At 75.0% G+C, this 18,258-nt stretch carries 7 protein-coding genes (1 of these 7 only partly in view); all 7 read left to right on the forward strand.

Going from position 1 to position 18,258, the window contains the following annotated elements:
• Tightly spaced (each overlapping or abutting the next), the 7 genes in view from ACWEJ6_RS37685 to ACWEJ6_RS37715 form a layout consistent with a single transcriptional unit that may run on beyond the window.
• The gene (locus tag ACWEJ6_RS37685; protein WP_452430054.1) at positions 1 to 1,479 is read left to right on the forward strand and encodes a thioesterase domain-containing protein; all 1,479 of its coding nucleotides are present in this window, start codon (positions 1 to 3) and stop codon (positions 1,477 to 1,479) included.
• Positions 1,476 to 6,086 carry an amino acid adenylation domain-containing protein gene (locus ACWEJ6_RS37690; RefSeq protein ID WP_452430056.1) on the forward strand — a complete coding sequence of 1,537 codons (4,611 nt, stop codon included), beginning with the start codon at positions 1,476 to 1,478 and terminating at the stop codon, positions 6,084 to 6,086. Before ACWEJ6_RS37685 ends, ACWEJ6_RS37690 begins: the two co-directional genes overlap by 4 nt.
• On the forward strand, positions 6,083 to 11,500 hold the full coding sequence (locus tag ACWEJ6_RS37695; protein WP_452430058.1) for an SDR family NAD(P)-dependent oxidoreductase: 5,418 nt from the start codon (positions 6,083 to 6,085) through the stop codon (positions 11,498 to 11,500). Before ACWEJ6_RS37690 ends, ACWEJ6_RS37695 begins: the two co-directional genes overlap by 4 nt.
• On the forward strand, positions 11,497 to 11,712 hold the full coding sequence (locus tag ACWEJ6_RS37700; protein WP_452430060.1) for an MbtH family protein: 216 nt from the start codon (positions 11,497 to 11,499) through the stop codon (positions 11,710 to 11,712). Before ACWEJ6_RS37695 ends, ACWEJ6_RS37700 begins: the two co-directional genes overlap by 4 nt.
• Positions 11,705 to 14,845 (forward strand): non-ribosomal peptide synthetase, encoded by a 3,141-nt coding sequence (locus tag ACWEJ6_RS37705; RefSeq protein ID WP_452430062.1) that lies wholly within the window; start codon positions 11,705 to 11,707, stop codon positions 14,843 to 14,845. Before ACWEJ6_RS37700 ends, ACWEJ6_RS37705 begins: the two co-directional genes overlap by 8 nt.
• Positions 14,842 to 17,973 carry an amino acid adenylation domain-containing protein gene (locus ACWEJ6_RS37710; RefSeq protein ID WP_452430064.1) on the forward strand — a complete coding sequence of 1,044 codons (3,132 nt, stop codon included), beginning with the start codon at positions 14,842 to 14,844 and terminating at the stop codon, positions 17,971 to 17,973. Before ACWEJ6_RS37705 ends, ACWEJ6_RS37710 begins: the two co-directional genes overlap by 4 nt.
• Positions 17,966 to 18,258 carry the 5' portion of an amino acid adenylation domain-containing protein gene (locus ACWEJ6_RS37715; RefSeq protein ID WP_452430067.1) on the forward strand. The gene runs 2,737 nt beyond the window's last position, so 293 of the gene's 3,030 nt are visible here — the first part of the coding sequence; its start codon is at positions 17,966 to 17,968; the stop codon falls past the right edge of the window. Before ACWEJ6_RS37710 ends, ACWEJ6_RS37715 begins: the two co-directional genes overlap by 8 nt.

Here is an 18,258-nt window from a genome sequence, read left to right on the forward strand (position 1 = left end):
ATGCCAGAAGAACAGCCGCTGTCCGAGACACCGTTCGCCTCGCTGACGCGATACCCGCCCGGCGCTCGGACCCTCTTCTGCCTCCCCTACGCCGGTGGGGACGTCACCGCCTTCTGGGCCTGGCGGCAGGCGTTCGACGGCGTCCTGGACGTGCGGGTGGCCATGCTGCCCGGCCGGGAGGGCCGGGTGGCCGAGCCCGGAGCCCTCTCCCCCGAGCTGATCGCCCGGTCCATCGGCGCCGTCGTCGCCCGGCAGCGCACGCCGTACTCGATCTACGGGCACAGCATGGGCGGCCGGGTCGCCTTCGAGGTGGTCCGCGAGCTGCGGCGGCTCGGCGTGCGGGCGCCCGAATGCCTCTACGTCGGCGCCGCGCACCCGCCGGAGCGCCAGGAGACGCTGGGACGGTGGACGGGCCTGGGCGACGAGGACCTGGTCGACGAGCTCATCCTGCGGCTCGGCGCGCCCCCGGAGTTACGCACGCAGCCCGAGGTCAAGGCCCTGCTCATCCCCGCGCTGCGGACGGACATGGAGTGGCTGCGCCGCTACCGCTTCACCCGCCAGGAGCCCCTGGACGTGCCCATCGTCGCCTTCGCCGGCGCGCACGACCGGGAGGTCACCCACCCGACCATGCTCGCCTGGGCCCGCCACACCTCCTCGACCTTCCGCCTGCACACGCTCGACGCCGCCCACCTCTTCCTCGCCACGCACGGTGAGGAGGTGGCGCGGACGATCGCGGCCGGCCCGGAGCGGAGCCTGGCCGCGGACGAGGTGCACGTGTGGCTGGCCGACCTCGACGAACTGCCCGAGATGTGCGCGTCCCTCGACGAGCTGTCGCCGCGGGAGGCGGCGCGGGCGGCCAGGTTCCGGCAGGAGGACGGCCGGCGCGGCTTCGTCGGCAGGTCGGTGCTGCTGCGGCGGCTGCTCAGGGAGTACGGGGTCGAGCCGGGCCTCGCCGAGCCGCCCGGCCGGTCCGGCGGCCTGCCGTACGGCGGGACCGCGCTGACCTACAGCGTCGCCCAGTCGGGCGGGCTCGTGCTGGTCGCGCTGACGACCGGCCGGGAGGTGGGCGCCGACCTGGAGCGCTTCCGCCCGCCGGCGGACGAGCAGACGTTCTTCGAGCGGATGCTGGACGAGCGGGAGCGCGACGAGTTCGCCGCGTTGCCCGAGGAACTGCGGTTGCACAGCGCGTTGCGCACGTGGACGGCCAAGGAGGCGCTGCTGAAGGCGTCCGGTGACGGGCTGCGGGTGGACCCGGCGCGGTTCGGGTTCGCCGGGCAGCGTCCGGGCCGGACGTGGGTGCCCGAGGCGTCCCCCGAAGCAGGTGCTGAGGCGGAGTGGCTGGCGGGGTGGCGGGTGACGCACCTGCCGCTGGGCCGGGCGATGGCCGCGATCGCCCTGCGCGCGCCGAGCTTCCTGCTGCGTTTCGAGACGGTACGGCGAGGCCGGCTGGTACGGCCGGGTGTGGAGGCCGCAGGATGACACTCCTCAGCAGTCTGATCACGGCTCAGGCCGCGCGGACCCCGGACGCCCCGGCGGTCCGGCAGTGGGAGAACGTGCTCACCTACGCCGAGCTGGTCGAGCGGGCGTGGGCGCTGGCGGCCCGGCTGCGCGAGCTCGGCGTCGGGCCGGAGTCGCGGGTGGGGTTGTGCACCCGCCGCACGCCGCTGATGCCGGTGGCGGTGCTGGCCGTGCACCTGGCGGGCGGGGCGTACGTGCCGCTGGACCCGGGGCATCCGCGCCGGCGGCTGGATGAGGTGCTGGCGGACGCCGGGATCGCGGTGGTCGTCGTGGACGAGCGCGGCCACGAGCTCCTGGACGGCTGCGCCGCCACGCTCGTCGACGCCTTCCAGCCGGGGCCGGCCGAACCCCGGGAGAGCGGCGCCGTCGCGGGCAACGCGGCGTGGGTGATCTACACCTCCGGCTCCACCGGACGGCCCAAGGGCGTGGTGGTGAGCCACGCCAACGCGGTCTTCTTCGTCACCGCGACCGTCGCGCGCTTCGGCCTGGACGCGAGCTGCAGCTCGATGGCCTTCTCCGCGCTGGGCTTCGACGCCTCGATCATGGACATGGTGCTCCCGCTGACCGTCGGCGGCTGCGTGCAGCTCGTGCCGGACGAGGACCGCGTGGACCCGGCCCGGTTGCAGCACTTCCTGGAGGGGCACGACGTCACCTGGGGTTACCTCCCGCCCGCGCTGCTGCCGCTGGTGGACCCGAGCCGGCTGCCGCACCTGCGGGACGTGGTGACGGCGGGCGAGCCGCCCCCGCCCGAGCAGGTGGCGCGCTGGTCGGCGCACACCCGCTTCCACAACCTGTACGGCCCGACCGAGCTGACCGTCGTCGTGGTGGGCGGCGAGTTCCACGGCGTGTGGGAGCGTCCGCTGCCGATCGGCCGGCCGTTGACCGGCTGCCGGGCGTACATCGTGGACGAGGACATGAACGAGTGCCCGCCGGGCGTCCCCGGCGAGCTGCTGATCGGCGGCCCGCAGGTCAGCCGCGGCTACCTGGACCGGCCGGCGCTGACGGCCGAGCGGTTCGTGCCCGACCCGTTCTCGGACGAGCCCGGCGCGCGGCTGTACCGGACCGGCGACCACGTCGCGTGGCAGGAGGACGGCCAGATCGCGTTCATGGGCCGCCTCGACCGCCAGGTCAAGGTCCAGGGGCAGCGCGTGGAGATCGGCGAGGTGGAGACGACGCTGCGCGCCCATCCCGGGGTGCGGCAGGCGGTGGTGGACTTCGCGGGCGAGCTGGTCGCCTACGTGACGCCCGAGGACGCGCCCGACCTGGCCGCCCTGCGCGAGGACCTGGCGGTGCGGCTGCCGCCGTACATGCTGCCGACCAGGCTGGTCCGGCTGCCGCTCCTCCCGCTGAACGCCTCGGGCAAGGTGGACCTGGCCGCCCTGCGGGCGCAGTCGCAGCGGGAGCGGGGAACGGCGAGCGGGCTGGCCGGGATCTGGGCGCGGGTGCTGGAGGCGCCCGTCCCCGACGACGAGGACGACTTCTTCCAGCGCGGCGGCCACTCGCTGCGGGCGATGCGGCTGGTGGCCGCGGTGCGCGCGGAGCTGGGCCGGGTGGTCTCGGTCCAGGACGTGTACGAGGGCCGGACCTACGGCGCGCTGCGCGCGCTGGTGGCGGGCGCGGAGCGGGCGTCCGCCGCCGCGCCGCCCACCGGCAGCCCGGCCGCGTTCTCCCCCGCCCAGCGCCGGATGTGGTTCGTCGAGCAGCTGGCGCCCGAGTCGGCCGCGCACAACATCGCGATGGCCGAGCGGATCCGGGGCCCGCTCGACGTCGCCGCGCTCCGCCGGGCGCTCACCGCCGTGGTGGCGGCCCACGAGGCGCTGCGCTGGCGGGTGGCCTCGCGCGACGGGATCCCCGACGTGACGGTCGCGCCGCCGAGCGAGGTGCCGCTGCCGATCGACGACCTCTCCCCCGCCGAGCTGGACGCGGCGCTGCAGAAGGAGGCGCGGGAACGGTTCGACCTGGCCGCCGGGCCGCTGTTCCGGGCGCGGCTGCTCCGGCTGGCCCCCGACGAGCACGTGCTCTGCCTGACGGCGCACCACCTGGTGTTCGACGGCTGGTCGCAGGACGTGCTCTTCCGCGGCCTGTCGGCCGCCTACCGCGGCGAGCCGGTCGAGGCGGGCGAGCACACGTTCGCCGACTACGTGCGCTGGCTGCGCGCGAACGGCGACGGCCAGGCGCTGGGCTGGTGGCGCGAGCGCCTGCACGACGCCCCGCTGGTGCTGGACCTGCCCAGGGACGCGGCCAGGCCGCCCGCGCAGACCTTCCGCGGCGCCGCCGTCCGGGGCGAGGTGGACGCGGAACTGGCCGGCCGGGTGGCCGAGCTGGCGGCGGAGCTCGGCACCACGCCGTACGCGGTGCTGCTGGCCGCCTTCGGACGCCGCCTGGCCACCCTGGCGGGACGGGACGACCTGGTGGTGGGGGCGGCCTACGCCGACCGGCCGCACGTGGCGTTCGAGTCGCTGGTGGGGATGTGCGTGCAGGTCCTGCCGCTGCGGCTGCGCCCCCGGGGCGACTTCGCCGGGCAGGTGACGGCGTGCGCGGCCGAGCTGAACGCCGCGATCAGGCACCGGGACGTGCCGCTCGGGCAGCTGCTGGAGTCGCTGCGGCTGCCGCGCGACCTGAGCCGCAACCCGATCACGCAGGTCATGTTCAACATGTACAACTTCGCGCAGGCCCATCTGGACCTGGACGGCTGCGCCAGCGAGACGCTGCGGCCGGGGCTGCCGGGCGCGCTGTTCGACCTGACGATGTACGTGGGCGAGCAGCGCGGCGGTTACGCGCTGGAGCTGGTCTACAACCCCGACCTGTTCTCCGCCGAGCGCATGACGGCGCTGGTGGACGGCTATGTCGAGCTGCTCGGCGAGTCGCTGACCGGGCAGGTACGCCCTGAGCCCCCCGACGCCGAGCTGCCGGCCTGGGACGGGCCCGGCCTGCTGGAGCTGGCCGGCGACGCGCACGCCGGGGCGCGGCGGCGGACCGAGGCGGCGCTGCGCGGCGCGGGGGTCGAGCCGGGGGCCGTGGTGGCCGTCGTCGCCTCCCGGGTGCCCGAGCTGCCGGGGGTGCTGCTCGGCGTGCTGGCGGCGGGGGCGCGGTGGGTGGTGATCGACTCGGCCTATCCCGCCGCCGTCCAGGAGCGGCAGATCGCCGCCGCCGGAGCGCGGGCGGTCCTGCGGGACGGCGCGGTCGAGCTGCGCGAGGGCGGCGCCCTGCTGCCGGGTCCCGGCTACCTCTCGATGACCTCGGGCACCACGGGCGACCCCAAGGCGGTGGTCACCGGCGAGCGGCCGCTGGCCCATTTCCTGTCCTGGTACGTCCGCACCTTCGCCGTCGGGCCGCACGACCGGTTCGCGCTGCTGCACGGGCCGGCGCACGATCCGGCGCTGCGCGACATGTTCGTGCCGGCCGTGGCGGGCGCCGAGCTGTTCGTGCCCGAGCACGAGCTGGTCCGCGATCCCGGCAAGCTCGTCACCTGGCTGCGCGAGCACGCGATCACCGTCCTGCACCTGACGCCGCAGCTCGCGGCGATGCTGGCGGGCACCGGCGGCACGCTGCCCGACGTGCGGCTGGCTGGCGTGGGCGGCGACCTGTTCACCGGCATCCAGGCGGCCCGGCTGCGGGGGCTCGTGCCCGATGCCCGGATCGTCGCCTTCTACGGCACGACCGAGACGCCGCAGGCGCACGCGTGGCACGAGCTCGCGGAGCCGTACCCGGAGGTCGTGCCGATCGGCCGGCCCGTCGAGGGCAGCGAGATCATCGTCGTGACGCCGGACGGCAGGCGGGCCGGTGTGGGCGAGCTCGGCGAGGTGGTCGTCCGCAGCCGCCACCTGGCCGACGGCTACCTGGATCCGGCGCTGACCGGCCGGCGCTTCGCCGGCGACCGGTTCCGCACCGGCGACCTCGGCCGGCGCAACCCCGACGGCACGATCACCCCGGCCGGGCGCGCCGACGACCAGGTGAAGGTGCGCGGCTTCCGGGTCGAGCTGGGCGAGGTGGAGGCCGCGCTCGCCGCCTGCCGGGACGTGCGCGCCGCCGCGGCCCGGGTCGAGGACGGCACGCTCATCGGCTACGTGGTGCCCGCCCGGCCTGGCCTGGCGGCGCACCGCATCCTGGACGAGCTGCGCGGCGCGCTGCCCGAGCACGCCGTCCCCAGCGAGGTGGTGGCACTGCCCGCGCTGCCGCTGACGCCCAACGGCAAGGTGGACCGCGCCGCGCTGCGCGGCCGGCCGGTCGAGCAGCCGAAGGCCGGCGGCGGCCTCGACGGCCCCACCCAGAAGACGGTCGCCCAGGTGTGGCGCGCCGTGCTGGGCGTGCCGCGGCTCGGCCCCGACGACAACTTCTTCGAGATCGGCGGCCACTCGCTGGCCGTGGCGGCGGTCCAGGCCCGGCTGCGGGCGGCGACCGGCCGCGAGATCCCGATCACGGAGCTGTTCAGGCATCCCACGATCCGGACGCTGGCCGCTCATCTCGATGGAGCGGGCGGCAGTCCGGGGCTGGACCGGGCGGCGCGCCGCCTGGCCTCACGGCGAGACAGGTTGAGGAACCGCAACGAGAAGGGGATTGCCCCATGACGGACGAGCCCACGGCCGAGCCGATCGCGATCATCGGCTTGTCGTGCCGAGTCCCGGGAGCGGGTGACGCGCAGCAGTTCTGGCGCAACCTCGCCGACGGCGTCGAGTCGCTGACCACGTACACCCTGGAGGAGCAAAGGGCGCTGGGCACGGCGGAGAGCCTGCTGGCCGACCCGAACTTCGTGCCGGCCGCCATGACGCTGGACGACTACGAGGGCTTCGACGCGGCGTTCTTCGGCATGTCGATCAGGGAGGCCGAGGTCCGCGACCCGCAACACCGGCTGTTCCTGGAGCTGTCGCACACGGCGCTGGAGGACGCGGGCTACGACCCGTTCCGCTACCCGGGCGAGATCGGCGTCTACGCCGGGACCGGGACGGACACCTACCAGTGGCGCAACATCCGCAGCAACGCCCAGGCCCACAAGAACGCCGGCTGGCTGGCGGTCATGGTGGGCAACCACGTCGACTACTGCGCCACCCTGACCTCCTACAAGCTCGACCTGCGCGGCCCCAGCTACACCGTGCACACGGCGTGCTCGACCGCGCTGGTGGCCTTCCACATCGCGTGCGAGGCGCTGCGCAACGGCGAATGCGACATGGCGCTGGCCGGCGCGGCCATGCTGGACCTGCCGCAGGGCGAGGGCTACATCTACGACCAGGACGGCATCGTCTCCCCCGACGGGCACACCCGCTCCTTCGACGCCGACGCCGGCGGCACGACCTGGGGCAGCGGCGGCGGCGTCCTGGTGCTGAAGCGGCTGTCGGAGGCGATCGAGGACCGCGACAACATCCGCGCGGTGGTCCTGGGCAACGCGATCAACAACGACGGCGCGGGCAAGGTCGGCTTCTCCGCGCCCAGCCTGGACGGCCAGGCCGCGGTGATCGCGCAGGCGCTGGGCGTCGGCGGCGTGGATCCCCGTACGGTCACCTACGTCGAGGCGCACGGCACCGGCACGGCGCTCGGCGACCCGATCGAGGTGGCCGCGCTGTCCAGCGTGTTCGCCCAGCACACGAGCGACACCCAGTGGTGCGGCATCGGCTCGGTCAAGAGCAACATCGGCCACCTCGGCCAGTCGGCCGGCATCCCCAGCCTGGTCAAGACGGTGCTGGCGCTGGAGAACAAGCTGATCCCGCCGACGTTGCACTTCAAGAGCCCCAACCCGAAGATCGACTTCCCGGCGAGCCCGTTCTACGTCGTCTCCTCGCCGACGAAGTGGGAGCGCGACGAGTTCCCGCGGCGCGCGGGGGTCAGCTCGTTCGGCATCGGCGGCACGAACGCGCACGCCGTGCTGGAGGAGGCCCCGCCGCGCCCGTCGCTGCCCCGTGAGCGGCCCGCGCACCTGCTGAAGCTGTCGGCCAGGACGGAGTCGGCACTGGCCGCCGCGCGCGAACGGCTGGCCGCGCACCTGGCCGCGCACCCCGAGACGGACCTGGCCGACGCCGCGTTCACGCTGCGCGTGGGCCGCCGGGAGCTCAAGCACCGGGCCGTCGTCGTCGCCACCTCGCCGGGCGACGCGGTGGCCGCGCTGTCCGACCCCAGGCGGACGGTCACCGGCGCCAAGCCGAAGCGGCCGGCGCAGGTGGCCTTCCTCTTCTCCGGCCAGGGCGCCCAGTACGGCGGCATGGCCGCGGAGCTGTACCGCAACGAGCCGATCTTCCGCGAGGCGGTCGACGAGTGCGCGGCCGTCCTGGACGTGCGCGACCAGATCTTCGCCACCGGCGAGGAGGCCGACGAGGCGCTGCGGCAGACCTCGCTCACCCAGCCCGCCCTGTTCACCGTGGAGTACGCGCTGGCCAGGCTCTGGCTGTCGCTGGGCGTCGAGCCCGCCGCGATGATCGGCCACAGCATCGGCGAGTACGCGGCGGCCACCATCGCCGGCGTCTTCACCCTGCCCGACGCGATGCGGCTGGTCGCGGCGCGCGGCCGGCTGATCCAGGCGCTGCCGCCGGGCTCCATGCTGGCCGTGCAGCTCATGCCCGACGAGATCGCGCCGATGCTGCCCGACGACGTCTCCGTGGCCACCGTCAACGGCCCCGGCACGTGCGTCGTGTCCGGCCCGTCGGAGTCGATCGCGGAGCTGGCCGAGATGCTGGAGGAGGAGGGCATCGGCTGCACCCGGCTGCGCACCTCGCACGCCTTCCACTCGGCGATGATGGAGCCGATGCTGCGCGAGTTCCGCGAGCTGGTCGCGGCGGCCCGGCCGGCCGCGCCGAGCCTGCCGTTCCTGTCCAACGTGACCGGCACCTGGATCACCGCCGCGGAGGCCACTGACCCGTCCTACTGGGCCAGGCACGTGCGCGAACCGGTCCGCTTCGGCGACTGCGTCTCGACGCTGCTGGCCGACGGCGAATGGATCATGATCGAGTGCGGGCCGGGCCGGCAGCTGTGCGGCCTGGCCGGCACCCAGCTGGCCGCCGGCGCGATCGCCCCGCTGCCGTCGCTGCCCGGCCCGCGCGACCGGGCCGGTGACGTCGCGGTCTTCTCGCAGGCCGTGGGCGCGCTGTGGGTGCACGGCATCGAGCTGAACGACTTCGGCGCCCCCGGCTTCCGCGTCTCGCTGCCGGGTTATCCGTGGGAGCGGCAGCGCGCCTGGATCGACCCCGACCCGCAGGGCGCCTTCGCCGGCGGCGTCGCCCACCCGCAGCAGGCCGACGGTCCCCTGCCGCCCGAGCGGTGGTACGGCGTGCCCGTCTGGCACCAGGCGCCGGCCCGTCCTGGGACGCCGTCGCCGGTCACGCGCTGCCTGGCCTTCGTGGACGAGGACTCCGCCGCGCTGGCCGACGCGCTGCGCGCCTCCGGGGCCGAGGTGCTGGAGGTGCGGCCGGGCGCCGCGTTCGGCGCCTTCGACGGGCACTTCACGGTGCGGCCGGCCGTACGGGAGGACTACGACGCGCTGCTGGAGGCGGTCGGCGAGATCCCCGAGCGGGTCGTGCACGCCTGGGCGCTCACCGGCGGCGAGCAGACGTGGGCGGCGCAGGACCGCGGCTTCTTCGGCGTCCTGGGTCTCGTGCAGGCGCTGTCGGCGGCTCAGCCGCCGGGCGGGGTGCAGCTCGACCTGGTGACCGCGGGCACGATGGACGTCGTCGGCGGCGACCTGACCAGGCCGGAGCACGCCACGCTGGCGGCCTTCGCGCGGGTCGTCCCGCTGGAGACGCCGTGGCTGCGCGTCCGCCACATCGACGCGCCGGACGGGGACGCGAACCGGCCGGCGGCGGTGCGGGGCGTCGCCGCCGAGCTGGGCCGTACGGCGGAGCCCGGCGAGGCCGGGCTGCTGGCCCCGGTCGCCCTGCGCGGCGGGAAGCGGTGGCTGCTCGGGTACGAGCAGGTGGAGGTGACCAGCGAGCCGGGCGAGCCGCGCGACGGCCAGGTGTACGTGATCACCGGCGGTCTGGGCGGCATCGGCGTCTCGCTGGCCGAGGACCTGGCGGCGCGGGCCCGCGTCGGCATCGTCCTGCTGTCCAGGAGCGGGCTGCCCGAAGGCCCGCCGCGGTCGGCCCGCGAGGCGCGCGCCGCCGAGGCGATCGGCCGGATGGAGGCCGCCGGGGCGCGGGTGCTGACCCTGGCCGCCGACGTGACCGATCCGGCGGACATGCGCCGGGTCAGGGACGAGACGCTCGCCGCCTTCGGCCGGGTGGACGTGCTCGTGCACGCGGCCGGCCTGCCCGGCGGCGGCATGGCCCAGATCAAGGAGCGGGAGGCGGCCGAGGCCGTGCTCCGGCCCAAGCTGCTCGGCACGCTGGCGCTGCAGGAGGCGTTCGGCGACCTGGAGCTGGAGGCCGTGGTGCTCTGCTCGTCGATCACCGCGGTGGCCGGCGGGTTCGGGCAGATCGACTACTGCGCGGCCAACAACTTCCTCGACGCGCACGCCCGCGCCGGACGAGGCTGGAACGCCGCCCAGATCGTCAGCGTCAACTGGGGCAGATGGCTGGAAGTCGGCATGGCGGTGGAGACCGCGGCGCCCGCCGGATTCGTCGCGTTGCAGCGCGGCGACCGGATCAAGGCGCTCGACCACCCGGTCCTCGACGCGCGGCACGCCGGCGAGATCGGCGGGCTCGACTGGTGCAGCGGCACGCTCTCGCCCGGCACGCACTGGGTGCTGGACGAGCACCGCATCGCCGACGTGCCGGTGCTGCCCGGCACCGGCCACGTCGAGCTGGCCAGGACGGCCGCCGAGGCGGTGCTGCCCGACGGCGGGCTCGTCGAGCTGCGGGACGTGGTGTTCGTCGAGCCGCTGTCGGTGGCCGACGGCGCGACCGCCGAGGTACGGGTGCTCTTCACCCCGGAGGCGGACGGCGCCGAGTTCCAGGTGCAGAGCATCATCGGCGGCTCGCACCGCACCCACGCCAGGGGCACGGCGGCCAAGGTGAGCCCGCCGCCCGCCGACCGCGTGGACCTGCGCGCCATCATGGACCGCTGCGTGTCCTCGGCGGACGAGCAGGGCGGCGTCCCGCTGTCGGGCCTGCTCACGCTCGGCGCGCACTGGCACCGGACGCTGACCGCCACGCATGTCGGCCAGCAGGAGGCGCTCGGCCTGTTCGAGGCCAACGACGCGCTGATGGCCGACCTCGACCGGTGGGGGCTGCACCCGGCCCTGCTCGACGCCGCCACCACCTTCAGCTGGGTCGCGGTCGAGGGCCACTACCTGCCGCTCGGCTACGGCCGCATCACCGTGTTCGGCAGCCTGCCCGAGGCGTTCTGGAGCCATCTGCGCATCACCAGCACCGACACCGACGAGGTGCTGGTCGTCGACGTCACGTTGATCGCGCCCGACGGCACGGTGCTGGTGCAGATCTCCGACTACGTCCTGCGCAGGATCGACACCGAGGCCGTGGTCTCCGGGGTCCGCTCCAGCGCCGGGTCCCAGGTCGCCGCCCCGGCCGCGTCGCCGGTCGCGGCCGACGACGCGGCCGGGATCAGGCCGGCCGACGGGGCCCTCGCCCTGCGCAGGCTGCTCGCCGCCCCGCTCGGCCCCCAGGTCGTGGTGGCGGCCAGCACGGTGGCCGAGCTCGTCGCCGGCGTCGGCTCGCTGACCCAGGAGACCGTCGAGAGCGAGCTCGATCCGGCGGCGGTCGCCGACCGGCAGGACAAGGCGCCCGCCGAGGGCTACGTCGCGCCGCGCAACGACGCCGAGGCCACGATCGCCCGCCTGTGGGGCGAGGTGCTCGGCGGCGACCACATCGGCGTCGACGACGACTTCTTCGAGCTGGGCGGCAACTCGCTCATCGCGGTGCAGCTGATCGCCCTGATCCGCAAGGAGCTCGGGGTCCGGCTGCCGATGCGCAACCTCTTCGAGGAGCCGACCGTGGCCGGGGTCGCGGCCCTGATCGACGCCGCCACGGCCGCCGCCCCCGAGCCCGCCCCCGCCGGGCCCGCCGCCCAGACCATCCCCCGCCTCCCCCGGAGTTCCGCATGAGCCCAGAGACCAGCACAGAGACCAGCACGGACACCAAGGTCGTACGCAACGACGAGGAGCAGTACTCCATCTGGCCCGCCGGCCGGGACAACCCCTCCGGCTGGTACGACGCCGGTTTCTCCGGCACCAAGGACGCCTGTCTGGCGCACATCGAGCAGGTGTGGACCGACATGCGGCCGAAGAGTCTGCGAGAGGCCATGGACAGTGAGTGATGCCTTCCCCGCATCCTCCGGCCAGGAGCGGATGTGGTTCCTTTCGCGCTTCGAGCCCGATCTGGCCGTCTACAACATCGGCATGGTCATGCCGATGGCGGCCAGGCAGCCGGTGGACCCCCGCCGGCTGGAGCGGGCGATCGATCTGGTCGTGCGGCGTCATGAGGCGCTGCGCACCACGTTCGACTTCCGGGACGGGCAGGTCGTGCAGATCGTCCACCCCGGCGCGCCGCCCACGGCGCTGACCGAGACGGACCTGAGCCACCTGCCGCGGGCCGCCGCCGAGGCGGAGCTGGCCCGCCTGGCCAGGGCGGACGCGGTGCAGCCGTTCGACATGGAACGGGCGCCGCTGTACCGGGGCCGGCACGTCAAGCTGGCCGAGGACGACCTGCGGCTGGCCGTCGTCTTCGACCACACGATCTTCGACGGCGTCTCCTCCATGGTCTTCATGGACGAGGTGGAGGAGTGCTACGACGCGCTCGGCGAGGACCGGCCGCCGAAGCTGCCCGAGCTGCCGATCCAGTTCGCCGACTTCGCCGTGTGGCAGCGCGGCAGGTTGTCCGGCGAGTTCCTGGAGACCGAGCTGGTGCACTGGCGCGACCGGCTGGCCGGGGTGCCCGCCGACCTCGCCCTGCCGGGCGACCGGCCGCGGCCGGCCCGCCGGAGCTACCGGGGCGGGATCCGGCTCGGCGCCTACTCCCCCGAGCTGTCGGCGGGCGTGGAGCGGCTGGCCAAGGAGCTCAACACGACGTTGTTCACGGTGATGCTCACCGCGTACGCCGCCGTGCTGTCGCGCTGGTCGGGGATCGACGACATCGTGGTGGGCACGCCGGTCGCGGGCCGGCTGCTGCCCGAGACCGAGCCGGTCATCGGCATGTTCGTCAACGCGGTGCCGCTGCGCGTGGACCTGTCGGGCGCGCCCAGCTTTCGCGAGGCGGCCGGGCGCGTGCGGGCGACGGTCGCCGAGGCGCTGGACCACCAGGAGCTGCCGTTCGAGCGGCTCGTGGAGGACCTGCAGCCGGCCCGGGACCTGAGCGTGCCGCCGCTCTACCAGGTGATGTTCAACCTGGCGATCCGCACCAACGAGGGGCAGATCGCCAACGGCACCGCCAAGGTGGACCTCCAGCTCGACGTCAACATGCGCGACGGGGTGCTGCACACCCGGCTGGAGTACGCCACCGACCTGTTCGACCCGGAGACGATCGAACGCTTCGAGGCGAACCTGCGCACGCTGGTCGAGGCGGCCGCCGCCGACCCCGGCCGGGCGGTCCCCGAGCTCCCCGTGCTCGCCGCGGACGAGCGTGCGCGCGTGCTGGCCCTCGGGGACGGCGGTCCGCCGGCCGAGCCCGCCACCCTGCACACGTTGATCGAGGCCCGGGCCGCCGCGACCCCCGACGCCCCCGCGGTGCTCTTCGGCGACGTCACGCTCACCTACGCCGAGCTCAACGGCCGCGCCAACCGGCTGGCCCGGCGGTTGCGGCAGATCGGCGTGGAGCGCGGCCGGCCCGTCGCGGTGTGCGCGGAACGCTCGCCCGAGCTGGTCGTCGCGCTGCTCGCGGTGCTCAAGGCGGGCGGGGCGTACGTGCCGCTGGATCCGGAGTACCCGCGGGACCGGCTGGAGTTCATGCTGTCCGACTCCGGCGCGCGGGTGCTGCTCACCCAGCGCCACCTGCCGTCCTTCGGGCCGGTCGAGACGGTGCTGCTGGAGGACGACCACGACCTCGGCTCCGGCGACCTCGACCCGGTGACCGGGCCGGACGACGCCGCGTACCTGATCTACACCTCGGGCTCGACCGGGCGGCCGAAGGCCGTGGTCAACACCCATCGCGGCATCGTCAACCGGCTGGCCTGGATGCAGGAGACGTTCGGCCTGACGGCCGGCGACGTGGTGATGCAGAAGACGCCGACCAGCTTCGACGTGTCGGTGTGGGAGTTCTTCTGGCCGCTGCTGCGGGGCGCCTGCCTCGTGCCGGTGCGGCCGGGCGGCCACCGCGACCCCGCCCACCAGCGCGACCTGGTCAAGCGGCACGCGGTGACCACGATGCACTTCGTGCCGTCGATGCTCGCCCTCTTCCTGGAGGAGGCGAACATCGAGTCGTGCACGTCCCTGCGGCGCGTGGTGTGCAGCGGCGAGGAACTGCCGCCCAGGACGGCGGCCCGCTTCTTCGAGCGCCTGCCCGGCGTGGAGCTGCACAACCTGTACGGCCCCACCGAGGCGGCCGTCGACGTCTCCTGGCACGCCTGCCGGCCGGGCGAGACGGTGATCCCCATCGGCCGTCCGATGCCCGGCTGCCGCCTGCACGTCCTCGACGAGCGCCTGGAGCCGATGCCCGTCGGCGTGCCCGGCCAGCTGCACATCGGCGGCGTCCAGGTGGCCCGCGGCTACGCGGGACGGCCGGGGCTGACGGCCGAGCGCTTCGTCCCCGCCCCGTACGGCCCGCCGGGCGCGCGGTTGTACGCCACCGGCGACCTGGCCAGGCTGCGCGCCGACGGTGAGCTGGAGTTCCTCGGCCGCATCGACGACCAGGTCAAGGTGCACGGCTGGCGGGTCGAGCTGGGCGAGGTCGAGGCGGCGCTGGCCGCTGACCCGCGGGTGCGCGGGGTCGTCGTCGCGCTGCGCGACGACGCGCCGGGCGGCCGCGGGCTGGTGGCCTACGTGGACTGGACGGGCGAGCCCAGCCAGTTGTCGCACGAGCTGCGCACCGGGCCGGCCCGCACGTTGCCGGCGGCGCTGGTGCCGCAGGCGTTCGTGCAGGTCACCGAGTTCCCCTTGGGCCCGAGCGGGAAGCTCGACCGGGCCGCGCTGCCGCCGCCCACCGGGCCCGGCCGCAGCGATCTGGGCACCACCTACGTCGCGCCGGAGACGCCGCTGGAGGAGGAGCTGTGCGCGCTCTGGGGCGAGCTGCTCGGCCGTGACCGGGTGGGCGTCGAGGACGACTTCTTCGCGCTCGGCGGGCACTCGCTGCTGGCCGTCCTGCTGATCACCCGGTACCGGGAGGCGTACGGGATCGAGATGGATCTGCGGGTCTGCTTCGAGCTCACCACGGTGGCCGAGCACGCGCTGGCCGTGCTGGAACTCCAGCTCGGCGACGTCGAGCTGGACGATCTCCTGGCGGAGGACGCGGACGGATGAGCGAGGTGAGAGGGCGGCTGGCCCGCCTCAGCCCGGAGCAGCGCGCGGCGCTGGAGCGCAGGCTCCAGCGGCAGCCGAAGGCCCGGCCCGCCGGGATCCCCCCGCGCAGCGATCCGGACGCGCCGGCGCCGCTCTCCTACGGGCAGGAGCGGCTCTGGTTCCTGCAGCGGCTCGACCCCGCCGACGCCTCCTACAACATGTACATGGTGCAGCGGCTGCGCGGCGAGCTGTCCATCCGTGACCTGGCCGGGGCGCTGGCCACCGTGGCGGCGCGGCACCCGATGCTGCGGGCCCGCTTCCCCGCGGTGGAGGGCGGCCCGGTCCAGGTCGTGGAGCCGGAGCTGAGGCTCGATCCGGTTGTGGTGGACCTGGCGGACCTGCCCGCCGCCGAACGCGAGGCCCGCGCCACGGCGATCGTGGCCGAGCTGACCAACACGCCGTTCGACCTGGCCACCGGGCCGCTGGTACGGGTGCACCTGATCACCCTGTCGGCGACCGATCACGTGCTCTGCCTGGTCCTGCACCACCTGGTGGCCGACGGCTGGTCATTGAAGATCATCTTCTCCGAGCTGGCCGCCTGCTACACCGGGAACGCGGCCGGGCTGGGCGTCCCGTCGATCGACTACCGCGACTTCGCGGCCTGGCAGCGCGGCCGCGAGCCGTCGCGGGAGTCGCTGGACTACTGGCGCGCCAAGCTCGACGGCGTGCGGCCGCTCGACCTGCCCACGGACCGGCCGCGGCCGGCCGTACGGGTGGCCGACGGCGACTACTGCGCGCGGCGCATCGGCCCCGAGCTGACGGCCCGGCTGGAGCAGCTGGCCAGGGACGAGCGCGGCACGCTGTTCATGGTCCTGCTGGCCGCCTACCAGCTCCTGCTGGGCGCCCACTGCGGCGCCGACGACCTGACGGTGGGCTCGGTCATCGCCGGCCGCGACCGCCCGGAACTCCAGGACGTCGTCGGCTTCTTCCCCGAGACGCTCGTGCTGCGCGGCGACCTGTCCGGCGACCCGTCCTTCCGCACGCTGCTCGCGCGGACCAGGGCGACGGTGCTGGACGCGTTCGCGCACCAGGACATCCCCTTCGAGCGCCTGCTCAACGACCTCGGCATCCGCCGCGACCTGAGCACGACGCCGCTGTTCCAGGCGATGTTCGTGATCCAGGACAAGGAGGCCGGCGCCCTGCCGCTGCCCGGCGTCGAGGCGGAGATGTTCGACCCGGGCGCGACCCAGGCGAAGTTCGACCTGATGCTGGACGTCACCCAGTTCGACGGCTCCCTCTGGGCGATGTTGTCCTACGCCCGCGACCTGTTCGAGGAGGAGACCGCGACGCGGCTGCTGCGGCGGTGGGAGCGGGTGCTGGAGGCGGTCGTGCGCGACCCGGGCACGCCGCTGTCCGCGCTGCGCGCGGCCATGCTGCTGCCCGAGGACCGGCCGCCGGTCCTCGACACCCCGCAGCCGCCCGCGCGCGACGTGCTGGACCTCTTCCAGGAGCGCGTCCGGCTGGCGCCCGGCGCGACGGCGGTGAGCCACGGCGACCGCCGGGTCACCTACGCCGAGCTGGACGCCATGGCCGCCGCGCTGGCCGGACGCCTGGCCGCGGCCGGGGTCGGCCCGGACACGGTCGTGGGCCTGCGCGCCGGGCGGTCGGTGGAGCTGATCGCCGGGATGCTCGCCGTCGGCCGGGCGGGCGGCGCCTACCTGCCGCTCGACCCGGCGTACCCGCCGGAGCGGCTGCGGTGGATGGCGGCCGACGCGGGCGCGGCCCTGGTGCTGGACGAGGACGATCTCCGCGAGTCGCCGCAGGCGCCGCACGCCGAGGTCGCGGGGCCGGGCTCGCTGGCCTACGTGATCTACACCTCGGGCTCGACCGGGCGTCCCAAGGGCGTGGAGGTGCCGCGCGAGGCGCTGGCGTCGCGGGTGGGCTGGATGCGCGGCCACTACGAGCTCGGGCCGGGCGACCGCGTCCTGCAGTTCGCCTCGCCGAGCTTCGACACGCACGCCGAGGAGATCTACCCGGCGCTGGCCGCCGGCGCGGAGCTCGTCCTGTGTCCGGACGAGCCGCTGCCGGACTTCCTGAAGACGCCGGAGGGCGCCGCGCTCACCGTGCTGGACCTGCCCACGTCGTACTGGCAGGAGCTGGTGGCCATGGGCGTCGAATGGCCGCCCGGCCTGCGGCTGGTCATCCTGGGCGCCGACCCGCTGCCCGGCCCCGCGCTGGCCGCCTGGTACGCGTCCGGCCCGCAGGGCGTGCGGCTGGTCAACAGCTACGGCCCCACCGAGGCCACGATCATCGCCGCCACCGCCGACATGGACCCCTCGGAGGCGCTGCGCCGCCCGGCCGTGGGCGTCGCCCTGCCCGGCACCACGCTCCAGGTGCTGGGCCCCGACGGGCTCCCGGTGCCGGCCGGCGTCGCGGGCGAGCTGCACATCGGCGGCAGCGGCCTGGCCCGCGGCTACCGGGGCGCGCCCGCCCGCACGGCCGAGCGTTTCGTGCCCGGCCCCGGCGGCTCGCGCCTCTACCGCACCGGCGACCGGGCCCGCTTCCGCCTGGACGGCGGCCTGGAGATCCTCGGCCGCCTGGACCGTCAGGTGAAGGTGCGCGGTTACCGCGTCGAGCCGGGCGAGGTGGAGTCGGCGCTGCTCGCCCACCCGTCGGTGCGGCAGGCCACGGTGGTGGTCCACGAGGACCGCCTGATCGCCTACGCCGTCCACGACGCCGGGGACGACGCGTTACGCGAGCACCTCGCCGCCGAGCTGCCCCCGCACATGGTGCCCAGCGCGATCGTCTCGCTCGACCGCATCCCGCTGACCCCCGGCGGCAAGGTCGACCGGGACGCGCTGCCCGCGCCGGGCCGGCCGCGCGGCGCCGGCTACGAGCCGCCGTCCGGCGCGGCCGAGGAGCTCGTCTGCCTGGTCTGGGCCGAGGTGCTTGGGCTGGAGCGGGTGGGCGCGCTGGACGACTTCTTCCAGCTCGGCGGCCACTCGCTGCTGGCCACCAGGACCACGGCCCGCATCGCCGCGGCCATCGAGCTGGACGTGCCGCTCAAGCTGGCCTTCACCCACCCGACGCCCCGCCTGCTGGCCGCGGCCCTGGAACACCTGGCCGAGGAGGCCGACGAGCGTGGATGAACGGCAGGCGCGCGTGCAGGCCCGCTTCCGCAAGGCGATCGCGGGCCTGGGCGCCGCGGAGCAGATCCCGCGACGCGCCGAGGGCAGCGATCCGCCGCTGTCGTTCGCGCAGGAGCGGCTGTGGTTCATGGAGCAGTTCGCCCCCGGGACGAGCGCGTACGTGCTGCCCGTGTCGGCCAGGCTGCGCGGCCCGCTCGACGCCGGACGGCTGCGGGAGTCGCTGGACGCCGTGGTCGCCCGGCACGAGAGCCTGCGCATGACCTTCCCCGCCGGCCCCGACGGGCG

The sequence above is a fragment of the Nonomuraea sp. NPDC004702 genome, assembly GCF_053601695.1.